24 protein-coding genes are annotated in these 22,687 nt (G+C 68.7%); 6 read left to right on the plus strand and 18 right to left on the minus strand.

What is annotated here, in order from left to right; all coding sequences use genetic code 11:
- Positions 1–11: 11 nt before the first annotated feature.
- The 11 genes from hisI to nadA all read right to left on the minus strand — a co-directional run bounded on the left by hisI (position 12) and on the right by nadA (position 9,043).
- Positions 12–395: a phosphoribosyl-AMP cyclohydrolase gene (hisI, locus tag AC4AMJ_RS09880; protein ID WP_489917961.1), complete on the minus strand. Its 384-nt coding sequence runs from the start codon at positions 393–395 to the stop codon at positions 12–14.
- Entirely contained in the window at positions 395–1,168 is a 774-nt protein-coding gene (hisF, locus tag AC4AMJ_RS09885; protein WP_489917962.1) for an imidazole glycerol phosphate synthase subunit HisF, read from the minus strand. Before hisF ends, hisI begins: the two co-directional genes overlap by 1 nt.
- Complete coding sequence (locus AC4AMJ_RS09890; protein WP_489917963.1) at positions 1,165–2,013, minus strand: inositol monophosphatase family protein; 849 nt, start codon at positions 2,011–2,013, stop codon at positions 1,165–1,167. Before AC4AMJ_RS09890 ends, hisF begins: the two co-directional genes overlap by 4 nt.
- Positions 2,013–2,756 carry a bifunctional 1-(5-phosphoribosyl)-5-((5-phosphoribosylamino)methylideneamino)imidazole-4-carboxamide isomerase/phosphoribosylanthranilate isomerase PriA gene (gene priA / locus AC4AMJ_RS09895; protein ID WP_489896077.1) on the minus strand — a complete coding sequence of 248 codons (744 nt, stop codon included), beginning with the start codon at positions 2,754–2,756 and terminating at the stop codon, positions 2,013–2,015. The genes AC4AMJ_RS09890 and priA overlap by 1 nt, the downstream gene beginning before the upstream one ends.
- Positions 2,749–3,048, minus strand: coding sequence for a hypothetical protein (locus AC4AMJ_RS09900; RefSeq protein WP_489896078.1), 300 nt, complete (start codon positions 3,046–3,048; stop codon positions 2,749–2,751). Before AC4AMJ_RS09900 ends, priA begins: the two co-directional genes overlap by 8 nt.
- A complete protein-coding gene (gene hisH, locus AC4AMJ_RS09905; RefSeq protein ID WP_489896079.1) occupies positions 3,045–3,689 on the minus strand; it encodes an imidazole glycerol phosphate synthase subunit HisH in 645 nt (214 codons plus the stop codon). Before hisH ends, AC4AMJ_RS09900 begins: the two co-directional genes overlap by 4 nt.
- Before the next feature lie 127 nt (positions 3,690–3,816).
- Complete coding sequence (gene hisB / locus AC4AMJ_RS09910; protein WP_489896080.1) at positions 3,817–4,440, minus strand: imidazoleglycerol-phosphate dehydratase HisB; 624 nt, start codon at positions 4,438–4,440, stop codon at positions 3,817–3,819.
- Positions 4,441–5,580, minus strand: a complete 1,140-nt coding sequence (locus AC4AMJ_RS09915; RefSeq protein ID WP_489896081.1) for a histidinol-phosphate transaminase — start codon at positions 5,578–5,580, stop codon at positions 4,441–4,443. It abuts the gene before it with no gap.
- Entirely contained in the window at positions 5,577–6,917 is a 1,341-nt protein-coding gene (hisD, locus tag AC4AMJ_RS09920) for a histidinol dehydrogenase (RefSeq protein ID WP_489917964.1), read from the minus strand. The genes AC4AMJ_RS09915 and hisD overlap by 4 nt, the downstream gene beginning before the upstream one ends.
- 145 nt (positions 6,918–7,062) lie before the next feature.
- Positions 7,063–7,977, minus strand: coding sequence for a carboxylating nicotinate-nucleotide diphosphorylase (gene nadC / locus AC4AMJ_RS09925; protein ID WP_489917965.1), 915 nt, complete (start codon positions 7,975–7,977; stop codon positions 7,063–7,065).
- Positions 7,970–9,043, minus strand: coding sequence for a quinolinate synthase NadA (gene nadA, locus AC4AMJ_RS09930; protein ID WP_489896084.1), 1,074 nt, complete (start codon positions 9,041–9,043; stop codon positions 7,970–7,972). Before nadA ends, nadC begins: the two co-directional genes overlap by 8 nt.
- A gap of 233 nt (positions 9,044–9,276) precedes the next feature.
- On the opposite strand from nadA, the gene AC4AMJ_RS09935 reads away from it, so the two are divergent.
- Together AC4AMJ_RS09935 and AC4AMJ_RS09940 are read left to right on the plus strand one after the other, a co-directional pair.
- A complete protein-coding gene (locus tag AC4AMJ_RS09935) occupies positions 9,277–9,840 on the plus strand; it encodes a response regulator transcription factor (RefSeq protein WP_489917966.1) in 564 nt (187 codons plus the stop codon).
- A 53-nt stretch (positions 9,841–9,893) separates the two neighbouring features.
- Entirely contained in the window at positions 9,894–10,613 is a 720-nt protein-coding gene (locus AC4AMJ_RS09940; RefSeq protein WP_489896085.1) for an NUDIX hydrolase, read from the plus strand.
- A 15-nt stretch (positions 10,614–10,628) separates the two neighbouring features.
- Here AC4AMJ_RS09940 and map read toward each other — a convergent pair whose 3' ends face one another.
- Positions 10,629–11,393, minus strand: a complete 765-nt coding sequence (gene map, locus AC4AMJ_RS09945) for a type I methionyl aminopeptidase (RefSeq protein WP_489896086.1) — start codon at positions 11,391–11,393, stop codon at positions 10,629–10,631.
- Between the two features lie 77 nt (positions 11,394–11,470).
- On the opposite strand from map, the gene AC4AMJ_RS09950 reads away from it, so the two are divergent.
- Positions 11,471–11,734: a helix-turn-helix domain-containing protein gene (locus AC4AMJ_RS09950; protein ID WP_489896087.1), complete on the plus strand. Its 264-nt coding sequence runs from the start codon at positions 11,471–11,473 to the stop codon at positions 11,732–11,734.
- On the opposite strand, the gene AC4AMJ_RS09955 is transcribed toward AC4AMJ_RS09950, so the two are convergent.
- The 6 genes from AC4AMJ_RS09955 to AC4AMJ_RS09980 are packed head-to-tail and all read right to left on the minus strand — an operon-like array spanning position 11,722 to position 16,971.
- Positions 11,722–12,360, minus strand: coding sequence for a DUF2567 domain-containing protein (locus AC4AMJ_RS09955; protein ID WP_489896088.1), 639 nt, complete (start codon positions 12,358–12,360; stop codon positions 11,722–11,724). The genes AC4AMJ_RS09950 and AC4AMJ_RS09955 overlap by 13 nt on opposite strands.
- The gene (gene bsaP / locus AC4AMJ_RS09960) at positions 12,357–12,638 is read right to left on the minus strand and encodes a biotin synthase auxiliary protein BsaP (RefSeq protein WP_489900931.1); all 282 of its coding nucleotides are present in this window, start codon (positions 12,636–12,638) and stop codon (positions 12,357–12,359) included. The genes AC4AMJ_RS09955 and bsaP overlap by 4 nt, the downstream gene beginning before the upstream one ends.
- A gap of 22 nt (positions 12,639–12,660) precedes the next feature.
- Positions 12,661–13,701, minus strand: coding sequence for a biotin synthase BioB (bioB, locus tag AC4AMJ_RS09965; RefSeq protein ID WP_489917967.1), 1,041 nt, complete (start codon positions 13,699–13,701; stop codon positions 12,661–12,663).
- Positions 13,698–14,486, minus strand: a complete 789-nt coding sequence (gene bioD, locus AC4AMJ_RS09970) for a dethiobiotin synthase (RefSeq protein WP_489917968.1) — start codon at positions 14,484–14,486, stop codon at positions 13,698–13,700. The genes bioB and bioD overlap by 4 nt, the downstream gene beginning before the upstream one ends.
- The gene (locus tag AC4AMJ_RS09975; protein ID WP_489917969.1) at positions 14,483–15,673 is read right to left on the minus strand and encodes an 8-amino-7-oxononanoate synthase; all 1,191 of its coding nucleotides are present in this window, start codon (positions 15,671–15,673) and stop codon (positions 14,483–14,485) included. The genes bioD and AC4AMJ_RS09975 overlap by 4 nt, the downstream gene beginning before the upstream one ends.
- A complete protein-coding gene (locus AC4AMJ_RS09980; protein WP_489917970.1) occupies positions 15,670–16,971 on the minus strand; it encodes an adenosylmethionine--8-amino-7-oxononanoate transaminase in 1,302 nt (433 codons plus the stop codon). The genes AC4AMJ_RS09975 and AC4AMJ_RS09980 overlap by 4 nt, the downstream gene beginning before the upstream one ends.
- A gap of 115 nt (positions 16,972–17,086) precedes the next feature.
- On the opposite strand from AC4AMJ_RS09980, the gene AC4AMJ_RS09985 reads away from it, so the two are divergent.
- From AC4AMJ_RS09985 to glgX, 3 genes are all read left to right on the plus strand, one after another.
- The gene (locus tag AC4AMJ_RS09985) at positions 17,087–17,683 is read left to right on the plus strand and encodes a TetR family transcriptional regulator (RefSeq protein WP_489896093.1); all 597 of its coding nucleotides are present in this window, start codon (positions 17,087–17,089) and stop codon (positions 17,681–17,683) included.
- A gap of 163 nt (positions 17,684–17,846) precedes the next feature.
- Positions 17,847–20,042, plus strand: a complete 2,196-nt coding sequence (locus AC4AMJ_RS09990; RefSeq protein WP_489917971.1) for an acyltransferase family protein — start codon at positions 17,847–17,849, stop codon at positions 20,040–20,042.
- A gap of 93 nt (positions 20,043–20,135) precedes the next feature.
- Entirely contained in the window at positions 20,136–22,682 is a 2,547-nt protein-coding gene (glgX, locus tag AC4AMJ_RS09995; protein WP_489917972.1) for a glycogen debranching protein GlgX, read from the plus strand.
- The last annotated feature ends 5 nt before the right edge of the window (positions 22,683–22,687 follow it).

Here is a 22,687-nt window from a genome sequence, read left to right on the forward strand (position 1 = left end):
TCACCGCCTTTCTATGTCACGTTCTCATCGTCGGGGAGCTCGTCGGCAACCGCCTCACCCTCAAACAGCGACGGGGTGTCGAAGCAGCTGTGATTTCCGGTGTGGCAGGCGGCGCCCACCTGATCGACGACGAGCAGGACGGTGTCACCGTCGCAGTCGAGACGTACGTCATGGACGTACTGGGTGTGGCCGCTGGTCTCCCCCTTGACCCAGTACTGCTGTCGGGACCGTGAGTAGTACGTCGCCTGTCGGGTCGCCAGGGTGGCCTCCAGCGCGGCGTCGTCCATCCACGCCATCATGAGCACCGTTCCGGTGGACCGCTCTTGCGCGATTGCAGCGAACAGTCCGTCGTCGTTTCGCTTCAGCCGTGCGGCCAAGTCGGGGTCGAGGGCCATCAGCGCACCGTGATCCCTTCCGCCGCCATCGCGGCCTTGACGTCGGGAATGGTCAGCTCGCCGAAGTGGAAGACCGACGCGGCCAGGACGGCGTCGGCGCCGGCCTCCACCGCAGGCGCGAAGTCGCCGAGCGCCCCGGCGCCACCGCTGGCGATCACCGGTACGGTGACCGCCGACCGGACCGCGGCCAGCATCCGCAGGTCGAAACCTCGCTTGGTGCCGTCGGCGTCCATGGAGTTGAGCAGGATCTCGCCCACCCCGAGCTCCTGACCGCGCTCGGCCCACTCGATCGCGTCGATGCCGGTGCCCTGTCTGCCTCCATGGGTGGTGACCTCCCACCCCGACGGTGTCGGGGTGTCGCCGTCGGGCACCGTGCGCGCATCCACCGACAGGACGATGCACTGCGAACCGAATCGACGACTCATCTCGGCGAGGACGTCCGGGCGTGCGATGGCCGCGGTGTTCACGCTCACCTTGTCGGCGCCGGCCCGCAGCATCGTGTCGACGTCCTCGACGGTGCGGATACCACCGCCGACGGTGAGCGGGATGAAGATCTGGTCGGCGGTGCGTTTGACGACGTCGATCATCGTGGCGCGGCCCGAACTCGATGCGGTGACGTCGAGGAAGGTGAGTTCGTCGGCGCCCTCCCGGTCATACCGGGCGGCGAGTTCGACCGGGTCGCCGGCATCCCGCAGGTTCTGGAAGTTGACGCCCTTGACGACACGACCGTCATCCACGTCCAGGCAGGGAATGACCCGTACCGCCACCGTCATGACCTACCTCCGGAGTTGTCTGGGCGCGCGGACCGCGCGGGTCTCGAATCCCACTCGTCGCCGACCACGTCGCCGATGACCGCCATCAATTCGTCGTGTAACCCGGGTGCCCCGGTGACCAACGAGGTCGACCTCGCGGTCCACGGCGTTCCCCCCAGGTCGGTCGCCACTCCTCCGGCAGCCCGGATGAGCGCCGCCCCTGCAGCGTTGTCCCAGGCGTGGCGGCCGAACGCGATCGCGCCGCCGAAGATCCCGGCGGCGGTGTAGGCCATGTCGACACCGGTGCTGCCGGTCATCCGCAGCCGCGCAACCCGAGAACTCAGTGCCCGGAGCACATCCACGCGGCGTGCACCCGGGTAGCGTCCCTGCGCTGCCGCATTGAACGGCCCATACCCGATCACCGCCGACTCGAGGTCGATCGGCGCGAGGGCACCGACCGGCTCACCGTCGACGTACAGGGGGCCGTCGACATGTCCGGCGAAGCGCCGTTTCAGCAGCGGGAGCCAGGTGAGGCCGAGCACGGGTTCGCCGTCGACGAGCAGCCCCAGAAGGATGCCGGTCAGCGGAAAACCGGTCGAGTAGTTGTAGGTACCGTCCACCGGGTCGAGCACCCAGACCGGGCCCTCGGTGATCGGTGGTCCGCCGAACTCCTCCCCGTGCACGGGGATCTGTGTGCGTTCGGCCAGTTCGGCGCTGATGCGACGCTCGAGGTCCAGGTCGACCTGGGTCGCGAAGTCCGTCGCTCCCTTGGCGACCGCGCTGGGCGCACCGAGACCGGCGACGAACTCGTCGGCGACCGAATCGAGGATCGTGCTCGCGACGTCGAGCAGGCGGGAGGGATCCATCAGATCCCGTCGACGGCCGTGAGGGCCTCGGGGAGGGTGAACCGGCCGGCATAGAGCGCCTTGCCGACGATCGCGCCCTCGACACCTCGATCGACGAGCCCGGCGATGGCGACGAGGTCGTCGAGCGCGGAGACGCCGCCCGAGGCGACGATCGGCGCCGACGTGGCGGCGGCGACCTCGGCCAGCAGATCCAGGTTGGGACCGCCCAGGGTGCCGTCCTTGGAGACGTCGGTGACCACATAGCGGGCGCAGCCGTCGCGGTCGAGGCGGGTCAACACCTCCCACAGATCGCCGCCGTCGGTCACCCAGCCGCGGCCACGCAGTCGATACGACTCGCCCTCGCGGATGACATCCAGACCGACCGCGATCTTGTCGCCGTAGCGTTCGATGGCGCGTGCACACCAGTCCGGGTTCTCGAGCGCCGCGGTGCCCAGATTGACGCGCGTGCAACCGGTTCCGAGCGCCGCGGCGAGCGAGTCGTCGTCGCGGATGCCGCCGGAGAGCTCGACCTTGACGTCCAGTTCGCCGACGACGTCGGCGAGCAGTTCGCGGTTGTTGCCACGCCCGAACGCGGCGTCGAGGTCGACGAGGTGAATCCACTCGGCGCCGTCGGTCTGCCAGGCCAGGGCCGCCTCCCGGGGCGAGCCGTAGGAGGTCTCGGAGCCGGCTGCACCCTGGACGAGGCGGACGGCCTGTCCGTCGGCGACGTCGACGGCCGGGAGGAGTTCAAGGGTGTTACCCATCGGTGGAGGAGTTCCTGTCTGTCGGATGTGGGGGGTGCGGCGGTTGGGCCGGATCGGCGGCGCGGGCGGCCAGGATCTCGCGCTCGGCGGTCGCGATGATCCGGCGAGACACGGTACCGATGACCGCGATCATCGCCAACACGGCGATCAGCGCCACGACGAGCCCGGCGATCGGCGACCACTGCGCGATGAGCAGGATGACGGGGATCGACACCACCAGGACCAGCACGCCGGCGCCGAGCGAGTACAGCACCAGCTTGCCGTAGGAGAACCGGGTGTCGCCGAGGCTCATGTCAGTGACCGGACCCAGTTGCGCAGCAGATGCGCGCCGGCGTCGCCGGACTTCTCGGGATGGAACTGGGTGGCGGCCAGAGCCCCGTTCTCCACGGCGGCCAGGAAGGGACCGCCGTGTTCGGCCCACGTCAGTTTCGCGGCCGCGAGTGGTGAGCCGACGTTGTCCATCTCCCAGGTCTGCGCCGCGTAGGAGTGCACGAAATAGAAGCGGGTGTCGGCGTCGAGCCCGTCGAACAGCAGCGAACCCTCGGCGGCCTTGACGGTGTTCCAGCCCATGTGGGGCAACACCGGAGCGGGCAGTTGGCTGACGGTTCCGGGCCACTCCCCGCAGCCGTCCGCCTCGACCCCGAACTCCACGCCCCGCTCGAACAGGATCTGCATGCCGACACAGATGCCGAGTACCGGACGACCACCGGCCAGCCGCCGGTCGATGATCCGGTGGCCCTTCACCGCGCGTAGACCCTCGATGCAGGCGGCGAAGGCGCCGACGCCGGGCACGACGAGGCCGTCGCAGTCGGTTGCCGCGTCCCGGTCGGCGGTGACGGTCACCGTGGCGCCGGCCCGTTCGAGTGCTCGCTGCGCCGACCGCAGGTTGCCCGAACCGTAGTCGAGGATCGTCACCTCAGGCGTGCCGCTCACCGGGTCACCCCCGTGGTCCCGGAAATGCGCCCCAGAAAGCCACCCTCCTGGGCGCCGCCGTCGACATGATGTGCGCGACCGGCTGCTGCCGGGCGCTTTTCTGGGGTGTTTTTCGTCAGCGCCACGATCACAGCGCACCCTTCGTCGACGGCACGCCACTCACACGCGGATCGGGTTCGGTCGCCGCCCGCAACGCCCGGGCGACCGCCTTGAACTCGGCCTCGGTGATGTGGTGCTGGTCGCGACCGTAGAGGACCCGCACGTGCAGCGCGATCCGGGCGTTGAGGGCGATGGATTCGAAGACGTGGCGGTTGATCACCGTCGAATACGGCACCCCGGGGTAACCACCGATCACGGCGGTGAGCAGGTGCTCCGGTTCGCCGGTGTGCACACAGTAAGGCCGTCCGGAGACGTCGACCACGGCGTGCGCAAGCGTCTCGTCCATGGGGATGAAGCAGTCACCGAACCGGCGGATGCCCTTCTTGTCACCCAACGCCTGACCGAGTGCCTGACCCAGGACGATTGCGGTGTCCTCGATGGTGTGGTGTCCCTCGACCTCCACGTCGCCCTTCGCCTCGACGGTGAGGTCGAAACTGCCGTGCTGACCGAAGGCGGTGAGCATGTGGTCGAAGAACGCGATACCGGTGGAGATGGCGGTGACGCCGGTGCCGTCGAGGTTGATCTCGACGGTGATCGACGATTCGCGGGTGGTTCGTTCGACCCGCGCGATGCGCGGTGCTGCGGTGGTCACTTACCCATTCTCCAGATCTGTGGCCGCCAGCGTGGCGCTGACGTCGAGGAAGGCGTCGTTCTCCGGTGCGAGGCCGATCGTGACACGGAGGTGGCCGCCGATACCGACGTCTCGGATCAACACGCCGGAGTCGAGATAGCGCTGCCAACTGGCCGGAGCGTCACGGAACCGCCCGAACAGCAGGAAGTTCGCGTCGGAGTCCACCACGCGATAGCCGATGTCGGCCAGTCGCGCTGCGACGCGCTTGCGTTCGGCGATGATGGCGGCCACCCCGGCGAGGGTGTCGTCGCGGTGACGCAGGGCTGCGCGTGCGGCAGCCTGTGTCAGCACCGACAGGTGGTACGGGAGGCGCACGAGCTGCAGTGCATCGACGATGGCCGGCGCGGCCGCGAGGTAGCCGAGGCGCCCGCCGGCAAAGGCGAACGCCTTGCTCATCGTCCGGCTGACGACGACCTTCGTCGGATACTCGTCGATCAGCTCGACCGCGCTGGGCTGTTCGGAGAACTCGCCATAGGCCTCGTCGACGATGACGATTCCCGGCGCCGCCTCGATGATGGCGCGCAGCGCATCGTTGGGGATCGACCCGCCGGTGGGGTTGTTCGGCGAGGTCACGAACACCACGTCGGGCCGACGATTGCTCACCTCGGCCACCGCGTAGTCGACGTCGAGGGAGAAGTCCGAGGCACGCACGGCGTGCAGCCACGTCGTGTCGGTGCCGTCGGAGATGATCGGGTGCATCGAATAGGACGGCACAAAGCCGAGCGCACTACGGCCCGGACCACCGAAGGCCTGCAGTAGCTGCTGCAGGATCTCGTTGGAACCGTTTGCCGCCCAGAGATTCTCCGGAGACAGCTCCACCCCGGTGGCCTCGGTGAGGTAGTGGGCGAGGTCGGTGCGCAGCGCGACCGCATCCCGGTCGGGATAACGGTGCAGCTCCACCGCCGCCTGCCGGGTGGACTCGGCGATGTCGGCGACCAGCGCCGCCGACGGCGGGTGCGGGTTCTCGTTGGTGTTCAACACCACCGGCACCTTCAGTTGCGGTGCGCCATAAGCACTTTTCCCACGCAGATTCTCGCGCAACGGCAGATCGTCGACGGTGATCCGACTGCCCGGTCCGCCACGACTCGTGAGTGCGCTCATGACGCTCCCGAGGCGACAAAGCGCTGCTTGATGGCGTCACCGTGGCCTGGCAGGTCTTCGGCGTCGGCGAGGGTGACGACCTTGTCGGCGACGTCACGCAGGGCGGCCTCGTCGTAGTCGATGACATGCACGCCCCTGAGGAACGTCTGAACCGACAGACCGGAGGCGAACCGGGCCGAACCCGAGGTCGGCAGAACGTGATTCGATCCGGCGCAGTAGTCGCCGAGACTCACCGGCGCATAGGGTCCGACGAAGATCGCACCCGCGTTGGTGACCCGGTCGGCAACCGTCGCCGCATCCCGGGTCTGGATCTCCAGGTGTTCGGCGGCGTAGGCGTCGACCACCGCCAACCCGGCCTCCAGGTCGTCGACGAGCACGATCCCGGACTGCTTGCCGGACAGGGCGGTGCTCACCCGTTCGCGGTGCTTGGTCGCTGCCACCTGCGCTTCCAGTGCTACGTCCACCGCGTCGGCGAGTTCGACGCTGTCGGTCACGAGCACTGATGCGGCGAGAACGTCGTGCTCGGCCTGACTGATCAGGTCGGAGGCGAGGATGCCCGGATCGGCGCTGTCGTCGGCGAGAATGGCGATCTCGGTGGGGCCGGCCTCGGAGTCGATACCGACGACGCCGCGGCACAGACGCTTGGCGGCGGTCACGTAGATGTTGCCCGGACCGGTGATGAGATCGACCGGATCGAGTATCGCGCCGGCCGAATCGCCGTCGGAATCGCGGCCGCCGTAGGTCAGCAGCGCGATGCCCTGCGCTCCGCCGACCGCCCAGACCTCATCGACACCGAGCAGCGCGCACGCAGCGAGAATCGTCGGGTGCGGCCAGCCGCCGAATTCCTTCTGCGGCGGCGAGGCGATGACGAGGGAACCGACGCCGGCCGCCTGCGCCGGGACCACATTCATGATCACCGACGACGGATAGACCGCATTACCGCCGGGCACGTAGAGCCCCACCCGGCGGACCGGAATCCACTTCTCGCTGACCACTCCGCCGTCGACGACCTGGGTGCGCGAGGTCTCGCGACGCTGGTCGGCATGCACCAGACGGGCCCGGGTGATCGACTCGCGCAGCGCGTCGACAACGGCTTCGTCGAGGTGATCGAGCGCGTCGGCGATCACCTGAGCCGGCACCCGGACCGACGCCGGGCGGACGCCGTCGAACTTCTCCCCGAACTCGAGCGCGGCATCGGCACCACGCTCGGCGACCGCATGGACCACCGGCGCCACCGTGTCGAGAACGGCATTGACATCGGTGCCTCCGCGGGGCAACGCACGACGCAGTTCAGCGAGCGTCGGAGTGGCACCGCGCAGGTCGGTTCGGGCGAGCATCGGGATCTCCTGTTGACAGTGGGGAGGCTGCGCATCGTGCGCACGTCACCACAAGTTTATGGGGTCCGACGAAGTGGTTTTCACACGGTGCGGCAGGCCTCGCCGAATCGAGTGCACCGGCGGCACCGAATTCGGGCGGCTCGCATCACCGATCGGCGGTGGGCGCCGGGATGTCGAGGCCGAGATCGAGAACCGTCACCGAGTGGGTCAGCGCACCGACGGCCAGATAGTCGACGCCGGTCCGCGCGTAGTCGGCGGCCATGTCCAACGACAGGCCACCCGAGCTCTCCAGCTTCGTCTCCGGCGAGCGCGCGTTGCGCCGCTGGACCGCCATCTGCGTCTCCCAGAGCGCGAAATTGTCGAGCAGAACGAGCTGGGGCTCCAGCGCCAGCACCTCGTCGAGCTGGGCCAGCGAGTCCACCTCGACCTCGACCGGCAGGTCCGGAGCGGCGGCGCGCACCGCGGCGAGCGCGGCGCTCACCGAGCCGGCCGCGACGACGTGGTTGTCCTTGATCAACGCGGCGTCGCCGAGGCCCATCCGGTGGTTGACACCCCCGCCCGCCCGGACCGCGTACTTCTGCAGGTACCGCATCCCGGGCAGCGTCTTGCGTGAGTCACGCACCTTGGCGTCGGTGCCGTCGACTTCGGCCACCCACCGGGCGGTCGCCGTCGCGATCCCGGACAGGTGGCAGATGAGGTTGAGTGCGGTGCGCTCGGCGGTCAGCAGCGCGGCGGTGGGCGCCTGCACGGCGAGTACCACGTCCTTGGGGCCGACCACGCTGCCGTCGGACAGCGCCGCGGTCACCTCGTAGGCGCCGGCGCCGATGACCTCGTCGAACACCGCGAGCACCAGTGGGATGCCGGCTATGACGCCGTCGGCGCGACTGACGATCGCGGCGTCGGTCGCGGCGTCGGCGGGCACCGTGGCGAGCGTCGTGACGTCGGGTCCGTAGCGCAGGTCCTCGTCGAGCGCGGTCCGGATCAGCGTCCGCACCTCGTCGGTCACCGCGAGGTCGAGCGCCCCGGACACCCCGATCTGACCGACGAACGCGTCACTCACCGGAACCGGGATTGCCGATCGCGATCATCCGCTCGACGCTCTTGCGAGCGCGCTCGGCCACGTCCGGGGCGACGTGCACCTCGTCGCGCCCCTCACGCAGCGAACGCAGCAGGGCCGCCGGGGTGATCATCTTCATGTAAGGGCACGACGCCCGGTCGTTGACCGCCTGGAAGTCCACTGTGGGCGCGGCCTTGCGGAGCTGGTGCAGCATGCCGATCTCGGTGGCCACCAACACCTGCTTTGCCTGCGTTGCACGCGCCGCATCGAGCATTCCGCCGGTCGACAGGATCTTCACCCGGTCCTCGGGCACGGCTCCCTCACCCGCGAGATACAACGCCGACGTCGCGCAACCGCACTCCGGGTGGATGAACAGGTCGGCGTCCGGGTGCGAGCCGGCCTTCGCGGCGAGCTCGTCGCCGTTGATGCCGGCGTGCACGTGGCACTCACCCGCCCAGATGTGGATGTTGTCGCGGCCCGTCTCACGTTTGACGTGGGCGCCGAGGAACTGATCGGGCAGGAACAGCACGTCCTTGTCGGGATCGATCGATGCGACCACGTCGACGGCGTTTGACGAGGTGCAGCAGATGTCGGTGAGACCCTTCACCTCGGCGGTGGTGTTCACATAGGACACGACGACCGCGTCCGGGAACTCGTCTTTCCATTCGCGCAGTTCGTCGGCGGTGATGGAATCGGCCAGCGAGCAGCCGGCCCGCTCGTCCGGGATCAGCACCCGCTTCTCGGGGCTGAGGATCTTGGCGGTCTCGGCCATGAAATGCACACCGCAGAAGATGATCTCGTCCGCGTCCACCTCGGCCGCGATCCGCGACAGCGCAAGCGAGTCACCCACATGGTCGGCGACGTCCTGGATCGCGGGCAGCTGATAGTTGTGGGCCAGCAGGGTCGCGTTCCGGGCGCGGGCGAGCCGCCGGACCTCCTCGGCCCACTCCTGCGTGGGCTCGACCCCGGTGTAGCCGCCGGGTCCGTCGGTCCATGAGGCGTCCATCAGGTCGAGGTCAACGGCCCCGACCTCTGTCGTCACCGCCGGACGGTCGCTGGTGATGCTCATCTGCCACTCCTCTTCCGGTCATGCCCGGCGCTGTGGTCGCGCTCCGAGCAGGGTTTTCGACTGATGATCGAAAACACTGTCCATCGTAACACCGGTCACATCCGAGGCATTCCCGCGGGCAATTCGAGTAGTGGACTACGCGTTCGCGCGAACGCCACAAACCCTAGCGTCAGCGGAGTACACCCTCTCCGGCCAGGTCAGAACCGGCCGCTGACCAGATTGTGAGCAGCGTGATGACCGTTTCCCCGTCCGACACCTTCACGACCTCACCGGTTGCCGCCGGTCCCCTTGCACCGCCTCTCGGGCGGGCCGCCGCGGCCGCGATCCAGCGCCGCGAGGCCGCGCTGGCCCGACTCGCCGCGCGCCGCATGCCACTGCCCGGGGCCCCGGCCATGCCATCCGCCATGCCACCGGCGCCACATGCGGCCACTGTCCGCCGCCCGATCGAGGACACGCGACCGCGCCCCCATATGCATCTGGTGGCCGCACCCGAGGTCTCCACGCGGCCTTCCGCGGCGCCGACCGTGGGCCCGCATCCGACCGCGACATCCGCGCCCGGGGGCCCCCGCCGCCGTCCGGGCCTGACCGATCGCGAGATCCAGGTGCTGCGTACGTGGCTGCTGACCGATTCGAAGATCGCTGTGGCGAAGGAACTCTCGATCTCCATCGGCACGGTGAACACCCACCTCACGCGGATCCGCGCCAAGTACTCGGCGGTCGACCGGACCGCCCGCACGAAAGCAGCACTCGCGGCGCGCGCGATCCAGGACGGGATCATGTCACTCGACGAGCTCTAGCGCCGCGCGCGGCCGACGACGACGTGGGGTCGCGCGCCCATACAATCGACGCCATGGCGACGCCCCCATCGAGCTCATCCAGTGCCGCCGGGGCGTCCCAGGTTCGCGTGGAGGTCTTGACCGCCGTCTTTCAGGTCCGGGAAGTCGACGCCGACGTCGCGCCGATGCTGTGCGTACTGCTCTGGCGCCACGCCGGCGGCGCCGCGTGGTCATTGCCCGGCGGCGACGTCGCGCCCGACGAAACCCTCAAGAGCAGCGCGCGCAGGCTCGTCGCGGATTCGGTGGACGTCGCCGACATCGCCCACCTCGAGCAACTGGCCGTGTTCTCCGACCCGGGTCGCGTACCGGGCGTCCGCACCATCGCGTCGACGTATCTCGGGCTGGTCCCCACCGATGTGTCGGCGCGACTTCCCGACGACGCGGCCTGGTATGCCGTGGACGCACTGCCCGACCTGGCCTTCGATCACCGCGAGATCATCGAGGCGGCCCGACACCGACTCGCCGCGAAACTGTCATACACGAACATCGCCTTCGCCCTTGCCCCGAGCCGCTTCCCGATGTCGCAGCTATCCGAGATCTACTGTGCAGCACTGGGTTACGCTGTCGACACTACAAATCTGCTACGCATTTTGTCTCGACGTGCCGTGGTGGTGGCCACCGGGACCGTGGGTAAGACCGGGCGATCCGGCGGCCGCCCACCCGCGCTTTACGCGTTCGCGGAATCCGAGTTGCGGGTGACCGACGAGTTCGCGACGTTGCGTCCGCCGATGTGACCCCGCGCGCCGACCTCACGGCGCGGTCAGGACCTCGGCGTCGCCGTCGGTGATCGCGATGGTGTGTTCGCTGTGCGCGGTACGCGACCCGTCCGCGGACCGGATGGTCCAACCGTCGGGGTCGTAGACGATTCGAGCGGTGTGCCGGGCGAGCCACGGTTCGAGTGCGAGGGTGAGCCCGGGCCGCAGCCGCAGACCGTGCCCGGCGCGACCGAGATTGGGCACGTGCGGATCCTCGTGCATGGTGCGTCCCAGCCCGTGGCCACCGAACTCGGTGTTCACGGGATATCCGCGCGAGGTGCAGACCGAACCGATCGCGGCGGAGATGTCGCCGAGTCGGTTTCCCGCTCGGGCGGCGGCGATGCCGGCGGCCAACGCCGCTCTGGTGGTCTCGATGAGCGCCTCGTCGTCGGGCCGTGGCGTCCCGACGATGATCGTCCGCGCCGAATCCGCCACCCAGCCGTCGATCGACACCGCGATGTCCATGCTGAGCACGTCACCGTCGACCAGCACGTAGTCATGTGGAAGCCCGTGCAGCACGGCGTCGTTGACCGACAGGCAGATGACGTTGCGAAACGGCCCGCGACCGAACGACGGCGAATAGTCCCAGTAACACGACACGGCACCTCGGGAGTCGACGAGTTCGCGCGCCCGCATCTCGAGGTCGAGCAGATTGACCCCGGGTCGCGCCCGCAGCGAGAGATCGTCGAGCAATTCCGCGATGAATCGTCCGGTCACCCGCATCGCCGCCACCTCGTCCGGTGACTTCAGTTCGATCACACCCACCTCCTGGTATTTAAATACCAGGATACGGAATCACATCGGTATTTTCATACCGGGGTCGGTAGGCTGAGCGCATGGTTCGTGCACCGTTGACCCCTGAGCAGATCGCCGCCGGGCGGCGCCTCGGCGCGCTGCTGCGCGAGCTGCGGGGCGACCGCACCGTCACCGACGTCGCCGAAGCGGCGGGCATCTCACCGGAGACGCTGCGCAAGATCGAGGGCGGGCGGCTGCTCACCCCGTCGTTCGCGACGGTGGTGGCACTGAGTCGCGTCCTCGAGGTCTCGGTCGACGTCGTCGCCGATGCCGTGATCGACGCCACGCCGGCTCAGATCGGCTGACCCTCGGGCCCCTCGCCCGATCCCGCGGACACCGCGATGAGGTCGCCGACACCGAGATCGGCGGTCCGCGATCCGAGGGCGAAACCGAGATAGAGGAACGCCGCCGCGAACGGTGCGCACCCGAACAGCACCCATGCTCCCCCGACACCGCGAACCGCGCCGTCGAGCCAGAGATCGGGAACCAGCTCGAAGGTCGCACCGACCGGGGTGGAGCGTGGATCGTCGAATCGCCAGTCCGCGACCCGGGTCCCGATCCACGCGGCGAGGAACGAACCGATGACCGAGCTCACCGCGACCACGCCGAATCCGACCGGACCGCGCCAGGCGCGTGCGGTGAACCAGGCGACGACAACCGAGACGAGCCCGTAGACGAGCAGCAGGGACGCGAAGGTCCCGACGGCGGCGAACTCCTCGGGGAATTCGGCTGCCGGGATGATCGCGGAGCCCGCGGAGAGCACCCGGCCGGTCATGGCCGGGGTCACCATCGCCCAGATCATCCCGACGACCGCGCCGAGCAGGATCACCACGGCCACGACCGCGATCAACGGACCCGCGGCAGGACGGGTGTGACCCGTGGGGTCAGTCGTCGCCGGCGGCGGTTCGGGCGCCGTCGCCGGACTGCTCACCTCTGCCCCAGCTCGGCCGAATCCACCGTCCCGTGCCGGGAGCAGCGGGCGCCCCAGCCGTCCGGCCGCACCTGGACGACCATGCGCCTCCCGCATTGGCCGCAATACCGCGGCGGTTCGAGTCCCATGCGGGCCGCGGGCGGCACCGCGTCGGGTGACTGGAGATCGAGCTCCAGCCCGGTGTAGACGCCGTAGCGGCACGGCTCCGCGAGCGGCCCCGGGATGTCGAGCGGGGCGCCTGCTGGGCGTGGTCGGTCCACCGGGTCGGGCTTCGTCATCGACGTGGTCACGTGATCGAGCCTAGATGCTGTCGTTGAGTGCCTTGATCGGCATCGACAGATCACTCAGCAGATCGAGGTCGTCCTCGGCGGGGCGGCCCAGGGTGGTGAGGTAGTTGCCGACGATGACCGCGTTGATGCCGCCGAGGATGCCCTGTTTGGCACCGAGGTCGCCCAGGGTGATCTCACGGCCACCGGCGAACCGCAGAATCGTGCGCGGCAACGCGAGGCGGAACGCGGCAACCGATTTGAGCGCTTCCGAGGCGGGCAGGACGTCGAGGTCCCCGAACGGGGTGCCCGGCCGCGGGTTGAGGAAGTTGAGCGGAACCTCGTCGGGCTCCAACGCGGCGAGATCCGCGGCGAACTCGGCGCGCTGTTCCAGCGACTCCCCCATGCCGAGGATGCCGCCGCAGCAGACCTCCATGCCGGCCTCGCGGACCATGCGCAGCGTGTCCCAGCGCTCTTCCCAGCTGTGGGTGGTCACCACATTCGGGAAGTGGCTGCGCGCGGTCTCGAGGTTGTGGTTGTAGCGGTGGACGCCCATGCCCTTGAGCTCGTCGACCTGCTCCTGGCTGAGCATGCCGAGGCTGCAGGCGATCTGGATGTCGACCTCGTTGCGGATCGCCTCGATGCCGGCGGCCACCTGGCTCATCAGACGCTTGTCCGGACCGCGGACGGCCGCGACGATGCAGAACTCGGTCGCCCCGGTCTTCGCGGTCTGCTTGGCGGCCTCGACCAGCGACGGGATGTCGATCCACGCGCTGCGCACGGGCGACGCGAAGAGCCCGGACTGCGAGCAGAAGTGGCAGTCTTCGGGGCACCCGCCGGTCTTGAGGGAGATGATGCCCTCGACCTCGACCTCGGGTCCGCACCACGTCATACGCACGTCGTGGGCGAGCTGCAGCAGTTCGGTGAGTCGGTCGTCGGGCAGACGCAGCACCTCGAGAACCTGCTCGCGACGCAGCCCCTCGCCGTTCTCGAGAACCTGCTTGCGGGCGATGTCGAGGATGTCGTCGGATGTATCGGTGCGGGTGGCGCCGGGTGCGACGGGGGCCTGGGTCACGAGAGAACTCCTTCTTGGGGCTGTGCATTCAGGGACTGTGAACGGATGGGTGGTTCGGGCTCGGTCGGTGTCGGGGCGTGGCCGGGAAGACATTCGTGACGCAGCCATTCCGGGTCGATCCACGATGGCGCGAGTCGCCGGAAATCGGCCGGGTCCAGCCCACCGGCGCCGGCCGGGATCGCGCCGACGATCGGCACGCCGGTGAGACGCGGTAGATCGGTGCGATTGCAGGTCATCGCGAGATCCGGTTCGGCCGGCCACGATCCGATGATCAGTCCCGCGGCCCGCAGGCCGCGCCCGGTGATCGCGGACACCGTCAGTTCGGCGTGGTTGAGCGCGCCGAGGCCGGCCGGAACCACGACGACCACACCGGCATCGGTCGCCTCGGCGACATCGAGGAGCGTCAGATCCTGGGCGAGCCGGACCAGCACACCACCGGCCCCCTCGACGAACGTCACGTCGTGATCGGCGGCCAGACCGGCAACGGCCGACGTCACGGTGCCGATTTGCAGTGCGGCCAGCCCTGCTCGGCGGGCCGCGGTCTCCGGCGCGAGCGGCTCGGGGTAGCGGGCACATTCCGCCGTCACCGTCGGTCCGGCGAGCGCTTCGACGACGGCGAGATCGCCTGGTTCCCCACCCACGACACCGGTCTGCGCCGGTTTGCACACGGCCACACTGGTTCCCGCGTCCCGCGCCGCGGCGACCAGGGCGGCCGTCACGATTGTCTTACCGACATCGGTCGATGTGCCGGTGACGGCCAGGATCCGACCGGGCCCGGCGGTCATCGGACACCGACCTGTGTCAGTGCGTCGTTGACGACGCCCGCGACGTGATCGATGACCGAGGCCTCGAGATCGGCCCGCACCGTCAACCGGAGGCGCGAGGTGCCGGCGGGCACCGATGGCGGACGGAAGCAGCCCACGAGGACACCTTGATCGCGGCATGCGGCCGCCGCGGCAACGGCGGGCTTCGGGTCGCCGACGACGATGGAGATGACCGCCGCAGCCGGTGTGTCGGCCCCGATCGCGGCCGCCATCCGGGTCGCGTTGGCGCGCAGTCGGTGCGGCATCGCCGGGTCGGCGCGCAGCAGGCCGAGCGCGGCCCGAGCGGCGCCGACGGCGGCCGGGTTGAGTCCGGTGTCGAAGATGAAGCTGCGGGCGCGGTCGATCAGATGCGATCGCAGCAGCGCCGAGCCCAGCACGACACCGCCTTGCGCACCGAGCGACTTGGACAGCACCGTGGTCACGACGAGATCCGGCGCCCCGGACAACCCGAGTTCGGCGACCAGACCTCGACCACCGGGACCACGCACCCCGAGGGCATGCGCCTCGTCGACGAGCAGGGCCGCCCCGTTGTCGCGGGCCGCGGCGTACAGGTCGGCGATCGGCGCCGGCTCACCGTCGATGCTGTACACCGAGTCGGTGACGACGAGCGCCCGCTTCTCGGTGCGTGCACGCAGCGCGGCCCGCACGGCCGCATGATCGCCTCGATCCACCACGACCACGCGCGCCCGCGACAGCCGGCAGCCGTCGATCAGTGAGGCATGCGTCCCGGTGTCGCTGACGATGAGATCGCCGCGTCCGGCCAGTGCGGTGATCGCGCCGACATTGGCGAGGTAGCCGGAGGAAAAGGCGAGGGCGGACGGGAATCCGAGAAACTCGGCGAGGTCGTCCTCGAGTTCGACGTGGGCCGCGGTGGTGCCGACGACCAGTCGCGATGCTGTGGATCCCGCACCCCAGGCGTCGAGCGCCGCGTGGGCACCGGCGATCACCGCCGGATGGGTGGACAGACCCAGGTAGTCGTTGGAGGCGAGATTGATCATCGACGAATCGGGCTGTCGCACCACGGGTTCCCGGTGCAGACCGGCCTGCTCGAGCCGGACGGCCTCGTCGGCCAGCCACGCCAGGGCGTCCTCGGACGTGTCGACGTATGCGGCTGCAGTGGCCGCCGGGTTCAGTTCTGTGGTCGTCATCGACTCACTCCCGTGATGAGGTCTACGGACAGAGATGCATCCACCGCGGCACGCACACCGCGGGTGATCGTGTCGATGTCGTCGCCGGTGCACACGAACGGCGGCATCACGTAGACGAGATCCCGGAACGGCCGCAACCACACCCCTGCGTCGACCGCGGCGGCGGTGGCCGCCGACATGTCGACGGGCCGATCCAGCTGCACCACGCCGATCGCACCCCGGACCCGCACGTCGACGACGCCGGGCGTGTCGGCGAGGCCGGCGAGACCGCGCTGCAACCCGGACTCGATCGCGCCCACCCGGTCGCGCCAGGGTGACTCCAGCAACAGTTCGATGGCGGCGACCGCGACCGCGCACGCCAGCGGGTTCGCCATGAATGTCGGGCCGTGTGCGAGTCCGCCCGCCTCGCCGGCGCTGATCACCTCCGCGACCTCCGTGGTGCAGAGCGTCGCGGCCAGCGTCAGGTATCCGCCGGTCAACGCCTTGCCGACGCACATGATGTCGGGCGTGACGCCGACGTGGTCGGCGGCGAACAGTTCGCCGGTGCGGCCGAACCCGGTTGCGATCTCGTCCAGGATGAGCAGGACACCAGCACGGTCGCAGATACGCCGGAGTTCGGACAGGTACCGCGGGTCGTGGAACCGCATGCCCCCCGCGCCCTGCACGACCGGCTCGACGATGACGGCGGCGAGGCGCTCGCGATGTTCGGTGACGGCGGATTCGAGGACCGCGACGTAGTCGGCGTCGTACTCCGTCGGCGGCGCCGGGACGAAGACCTGGTCGGTGAGCACGTCGGTCCACATCGAGTGCATCCCGCCGTCGGGATCACAGACGCTCATCGGGGTGAAGGTGTCGCCGTGGTAGCCACCGCGCCAGGTGAGCAGCCGGGTCCGCGACGTCTCGCCGCGGCTGCGCCAGTACTGCAGCGCCATCTTCACGGCGACCTCGACGGACACCGAGCCGGAGTCGCAGAAGAAGACCTTCCGCAGGTCACCGGGGGTGATCGAGACCAGCAGCTGCGCCAGCCGGGCGGCGGGTTCGTGGGTCAGTCCGCCGAACATGACGTGCGACATCGCCCCGAGCTGATCGGTGACCGCCGCGTCGAGCACGGGGTGCCGGTAGCCGTGGATGGCGGCCCACCACGAGCTCATGCCATCGACGACGCGGCGTCCGTCGGCCAGCTCGAGCCGCACGCCCTGCGCACCGCGCACGACGAGAGGCGGCGTCGCCGGCGGCATGGCGCCGTACGGGTGCCAGACGTGGTCGCCATCGATGCGGCTGATGGTGGCGTCGTCCACGGGCGATGTCCTTCGGATCTCTGGGAGACGCGCCGGTGGCGTGCCTCACGGGCTTCCTCGTCCTGAACACTGTACAGGTTTCCTGAACGCTGTACAGGGCGCCTATTGTGGGCGCGTGAGCAACAACCGAGCCGACGTCCTGCGCGCGGCCCGCGACATCCTGACCGACCACAGCCTGGCCGATCTGTCCATGCGCCGCCTCGCCGCCGATCTCGGGGTGCGGCCGAACGCGCTGTACTGGCACTTCCCGAACAAGCAGACGCTGCTTGCGGCGCTGTCCGACGACATCCTCGGCGATGTCGCGGCCCCACCCGAGAGCATGAGGTGGGATGAACGTCTCGCCTTCCTGGCGACCGGGATGCGTGCCGCGCTCCTCGACGTGCCCGACAGCGCCGAGGTCGTGTCCTCGGCATGGGCCAGCGGGCTCTCCCCGAAGAGCATCGCCACCGATCTGGCGACGGTGGGGCGCGCCGGCGGACTGAGCGAGCGCGATGCGGCGGCCGTCGCGACGGCGGTATGCCAGCTGGTCATCGGATTGACCATCGAGGAGCAGACCCGAGCACAGATGGAACGACTCCAGGTGACCGGCCCGTCGGGACGCGATTTCACCTCCGAGTTCGCCGATGGGCTCGGGGTGATCCTGGACGGCGCGCGACTGCGGGCCGGCGTCCGCCCGGTGGCCGCCGTGAACGGGAACGGTAAAGAAACGTAAAGGTCAGCGGCTGTCCGTCGGTCGGTGTGTCGGACCGCGCGGAATCGGATATCACAGCTTGGGCATGTAGATTGCTTCACCGAAAGACCGCCTGAACCCACTCGACGATTCAGCCGGACCGTTCATCGAGCCGATGCTCACGACAGGAAGATCCACCAGGCAAGTGGCAGCTCCGACGCACACCGCCGCCCCGGCGTCGCCGGGCCCGGTGGACACCGTGCCCGCGTACCGCACGGACCTCGACGGTCTGCGCGGGATCGCGATCGCGCTGGTCGCCGCCTTCCACGTGTGGTTCGGGCGCGTCTCCGGCGGTGTCGACGTGTTCCTGGCCCTGTCGGGGTACTTCTTCATCGGGTCGTTGCTGCGCCACGCGATCCACAGCCAGGCCACGCACGTCACGCTCCGGGACACCATCAACCCGTGGCCGCGCCTCAAACGACTGCTGCGGCGGCTGCTACCCGCGCTGTTCACCATCCTCATCGCGGTCGCCGTGCTCACCGTCGTCGTGATCCCGCAGACTCGCTGGGTCAGTATCGGCCGCGAGCTGGTCGCCAGCGCGCTGTACTACCAGAACTGGCATCTGGCCTTCAATTCCCAGGATTACCTGGCCGCGAGCTCTGCGAACAGTCCGCTACAGCACATCTGGTCGATGTCGGTGCAGGGGCAGTTCTTCGTCGCGACCCTGCTGGTCGCGCTGATGTTCGCGGCCATCATCAAGCTGGCCGCGCGCATGCTTCCTCCGCTCGCCGAACCGCGGACGATCAGACTGCTGGTCGGCCTCGCCGTGCTCGGCGTGGCCGCCGTCTCGTTCTACTGGGCGCACATGCGCATGGGCGTCAACCAGCAGTTCAACTACTTCGACACGCTGTCTCGGGTGTGGGAGCCCCTGGCCGGCGGGCTGCTGGCGATCTGGCTGCCGAGCTGGCGTGTCCCCCGCTGGGTGCGCACCGTCGCCGCGGTCGCGGCGCTGGCACTGATCGTCACCTGCGGCTGGTGGATCGACGGCGTCGACTCGTATCCGGGCCCCCTCGCGCTGGTGCCGGTCGGCTCGACCCTGGTGATCATCTGGGCCGGCGCGACCGCACTGGAACGCCCGCGCCCCGGCGCCACCGGGCCGCAGGGCCTGCCGCCGGTCAACCGGATGCTGGCCAGCCGCTGGCCGGTGTGGCTCGGCACGGTCGCCTATTCGCTGTATCTGTGGCACTGGCCCCTGCTCATCTTCTACCTGACCTGGCGCGGCAAGAACCACGCCTCCGTCGTCGAGGGTGTCGGGATCCTCGCCGTCTCGCTGGGGCTGGCCTGGCTGACCAAACGCTACGTCGAGGACCCGCTACGCGGCGGCGGACGGTCCAGGCTGGCCCACGCACGCCCCGACGGCCGGACCCGATGGCTCAGCTACACCTCGGTGGTGACGAGTCTCCTCGTGGTCGGCACGGTGATCACCGGCGTCGGCATCAAGGTCTGGGATCGGCACGTGTCGACGATGGTGGTGGACACCAAGAACCTCGACCCCCGCTCATACCCCGGCGCCCGGGCCCTACTCGACGGGTACCCGGTGCCCGCGCTCGATCCACAGCCGTCGCCGCTGATGGTCACCCAGGACTTCCCGGAGACCTCCACCGACGGTTACATGAGCAGCTTCGAGGACCCCGGGATTCACGTCGGCGTCTACGGCGACCCGACCGCGACCAAGACCGTCGCACTCATCGGCGGCTCCCACGCCGAGATGTGGATCTCCGCCCTCAACCTCCTCGGACAACGCAACCACTTCAAGGTGACGACCTACGTGAAGATGGGTTGCCCGATGTCTACGGAGCTGGTGCCCAAGCAGCAGGGCGTGCCCTATCCCCAGTGCCACGACTGGGTGATGCGGGTGATGAAGAAGGTGATCGCCGACAAACCGGACGCGGTGTTCACCAACTCGACCCGCCCACGTGACTATCAGCCGGGTGACTGGGTGCCGCCGACCTATACACCGATCTTCGACGAGTTCATCGATGGCGGTATCGACGTTCTCGGCATCCGGGACACTCCGTGGCCGAAGAACGCGAAGGGTTCCATCGACACGCCGACCTGCCTCGCCGACGGCGGAACCGCCGAGAGTTGCGGCACCCGCCGGGCGGCGGCCCTCGCGCCGCAGGACCCGGCGCTGGCACTGGCCGCGACGCGGCCGAAGTTCCACGCGCTCGACCTCTCCGACGGGATCTGCGACGCCGAACTGTGCCCGGCGATCGTGGGCAACATCATCGTCTACAAGGACTGGCACCATCTGAGCGCGACGTATGTCCGCAGCCTCAGCGACGAACTGGGACGGCAGATGGCGCAGGCCCTGCCGTGGACCGGCCCACCCGTGCCCTGATCAGGGGCCACGGACGACCAGAGTCGTCCATCCCACATCGGATCACGGTCTCTCCGAGATGAACACGTGACGGTTGACGGCTAGTGTCATGTCATGGAATCGCCGAAGGCCGAGATGACCAAATCGCCGGCCCCCGATGCCGGGCGTTCGGGCGGCCGACAACCCGCCGCGGAGCGCGCGGAGTTCATCGACCTCCCCGACCCGATCGATCATTCGGAGCCGCCCGCAGATGCGACCCCGTTTGTCGTCTGGCCGGGTAACCCGTATCCGCTCGGAGCGACGTATGACGGTGTGGGAACCAACTTTTCGCTGTTCTCCGAGGTGGCCACCGCCGTCGATCTGTGCCTGATCGACGCCGCGGGCACGGAGCGTCGGATCCGCCTCGAGGAGGTGGACGGCTACTGCTGGCACTGCTACCTGCCCAACATCGGCCCGGGCCAGTTCTACGGGTTCCGTGTGCACGGTCCGTACGATCCGGCGCAGGGGTTGCGCTGCGACCCCAGCAAGCTGCTCCTCGACCCCTACGGCAAGGCCTTCCACGGGGCCTTCGACGGCGATCCGTCCCTGTTCTCGTACGCGATGGTCGACCCGGACACGACATCGGCCGAACCCGCGGCGCCGGTCGAGACCGAGGCCGCAACGGCGGCGGTGACGACCAGCGACGCCGGGACTCCGCCGGTCCCTGACGGGGCGGCCGAGGACGGGGCGGTCGAGGACGGGGCCATCGATGCCGAGGTCACGGAGGCGACACCCGAAGCGCAGGTCACCGAGGACCAGTCCGATGCGTCGAACGGCACCGACCTGACACCCCGGTCCGCCGGCGATCCGGCACCGGCGGTGACCGGCACCGCCACCCCGAGCGTGCCGATGGCCTCTGCCCAGCCCGCCGACATGCCACAACTCGATTCGCTCGGCCACACGATGGTGTCGGTGGTGATCAACCCGTACTTCGACTGGCAGAACGACCGGTCACCGAAGCGGCCCTACCACCAGACCGTCATCTACGAGGCCCACGTCAAGGGGATGACGGCAACCCATCCCGACGTTCCCGAACACCTGCGCGGAACCTACGCCGGACTGTGCCATCCGGTCATCATCGACCACCTCAAGTCCCTCGGCATCACCGCGATCGAACTGATGCCGGTGCACCAGTTCATGCAGGACTTCGTCCTGCTCGACAAGGGACTCCGAAACTACTGGGGATACAACACATTCGGCTTCCTCGCTCCGCATGTCGAGTACACATCGCAACCCGACCAGCCGGCGAGCGCGGTCACCGAATTCAAGGCGATGGTACGGGCGTTCCACAAGGCCGACATCGAGGTCATCCTCGACGTCGTCTACAACCACACCGCAGAGGGTAACCACCTCGGTCCCACGATCTCGTTCCGCGGTATCGACAATGCCGCCTATTACCGGCTCGTCGACGGCAATCCCGAGATGTACATGGACTACACCGGAACCGGTAACAGTCTGAACGGACGCCATCCACACACCCTGCAGCTGATCATGGACTCGCTGCGTTACTGGGTGCTCGAGATGCACGTCGACGGCTTCCGCTTCGATCTCGCGTCCACGCTCGCGCGCGAACTCCACGACGTCGACCGCCTCTCGGCGTTCTTCGACCTCGTCCAACAGGATCCGGTGGTCAGTCAGGTCAAGCTCATCGCCGAGCCGTGGGACGTCGGCGAGGGCGGCTATCAGGTCGGGAACTTCCCGCCGTTGTGGACCGAATGGAACGGCAAGTACCGCGACACCGTCCGCGACTACTGGCGCGGTGAGCCGGCCACCCTCGGCGAGTTCGCCTCCCGTCTGACCGGGTCGTCGGATCTCTACGAGGCGACCGGTCGACGGCCGCTGGCGAGTATCAACTTCGTCATCGCCCACGACGGCTTCACCCTGCGAGACCTCGTCTCCTACAACGAGAAGCACAACGCGGCCAACGGCGAGGACAGTCGCGACGGGGAGAGCCACAACCGGTCCTGGAACTGCGGCGTGGAGGGTCCCACCGACGATCCCGAGGTCCTCGATCTGCGCGCTCGACAACAGCGCAACATCCTGGCGACGCTGTTCCTGTCCCAGGGCACGCCCATGCTCGCCCACGGCGACGAGTTCGGACGGACCCAGCAAGGGAACAACAACGTGTACTGCCAGGACTCCGAACTGTCCTGGATGGACTGGTCCCTCGCCGAGAAGAACTCGGACCTCTTGGATTTCACCCGCAAGGTGATCGATCTACGCACCCGCCACACCGTCTTCCGACGACGACGGTTCTTCGCCGGCAAGCCGATCCGGTGGGGCGGTCAGGCCCTCGACATCGTCTGGTTGACCCCGTCCGGCGAGGAGATGACGGCCGAGGACTGGGACAGCGGGTTCGGCAAGAGCCTCGCGGTCTTCCTCAACGGCGATGGCATCGGCGAACCCGACGAGCGGGGCGAGAAGGTGGTCGACGACAGCTTCATCATCTGCTTCAATGCCCACTACGAGGACATCGAGTTCCACCTGCCCGCGTGGGGGCTGGAATGGGTCGGCGAACTCGACACCACGCATCCCACCGGCGACTCCGAGATCAGCGCGAGTCCGGGTTCGGCGCTGATGGTGGGTGCGCGGTCGGTTCTGGTACTCCGCAAGACAGCGTGACCTGC

The organism is Gordonia sp. LMA484, assembly GCF_058129505.1.

Bases quoted from the DNA above. Each gene is read 5' to 3' on its own strand.
- glgX (WP_489917972.1), top strand. From the start codon at position 20,136: ATGGAATCGCCGAAGGCCGAGATGACCAAATCGCCGGCCCCCGATGCC.
- AC4AMJ_RS09935 (WP_489917966.1), top strand. From the start codon at position 9,277: ATGACCGTTTCCCCGTCCGACACCTTCACGACCTCACCGGTTGCCGCC.
- bioD (WP_489917968.1), bottom strand. From the start codon at position 14,486: ATGACCGCCGGGCCCGGTCGGATCCTGGCCGTCACCGGCACATCGACC.
- bsaP (WP_489900931.1), bottom strand. From the start codon at position 12,638: ATGACGAAGCCCGACCCGGTGGACCGACCACGCCCAGCAGGCGCCCCG.
- AC4AMJ_RS09950 (WP_489896087.1), top strand. From the start codon at position 11,471: ATGGTTCGTGCACCGTTGACCCCTGAGCAGATCGCCGCCGGGCGGCGC.
- AC4AMJ_RS09915 (WP_489896081.1), bottom strand. From the start codon at position 5,580: ATGAGCGCACTCACGAGTCGTGGCGGACCGGGCAGTCGGATCACCGTC.
- AC4AMJ_RS09900 (WP_489896078.1), bottom strand. From the start codon at position 3,048: ATGAGCCTCGGCGACACCCGGTTCTCCTACGGCAAGCTGGTGCTGTAC.
- AC4AMJ_RS09940 (WP_489896085.1), top strand. From the start codon at position 9,894: ATGGCGACGCCCCCATCGAGCTCATCCAGTGCCGCCGGGGCGTCCCAG.
- priA (WP_489896077.1), bottom strand. From the start codon at position 2,756: ATGGGTAACACCCTTGAACTCCTCCCGGCCGTCGACGTCGCCGACGGA.
- nadA (WP_489896084.1), bottom strand. From the start codon at position 9,043: ATGAGCATCACCAGCGACCGTCCGGCGGTGACGACAGAGGTCGGGGCC.
- hisD (WP_489917964.1), bottom strand. From the start codon at position 6,917: ATGCTCGCCCGAACCGACCTGCGCGGTGCCACTCCGACGCTCGCTGAA.
- AC4AMJ_RS09890 (WP_489917963.1), bottom strand. From the start codon at position 2,013: ATGGATCCCTCCCGCCTGCTCGACGTCGCGAGCACGATCCTCGATTCG.
- hisI (WP_489917961.1), bottom strand. From the start codon at position 395: ATGGCCCTCGACCCCGACTTGGCCGCACGGCTGAAGCGAAACGACGAC.
- hisF (WP_489917962.1), bottom strand. From the start codon at position 1,168: ATGACGGTGGCGGTACGGGTCATTCCCTGCCTGGACGTGGATGACGGT.
- AC4AMJ_RS09975 (WP_489917969.1), bottom strand. From the start codon at position 15,673: ATGACGACCACAGAACTGAACCCGGCGGCCACTGCAGCCGCATACGTC.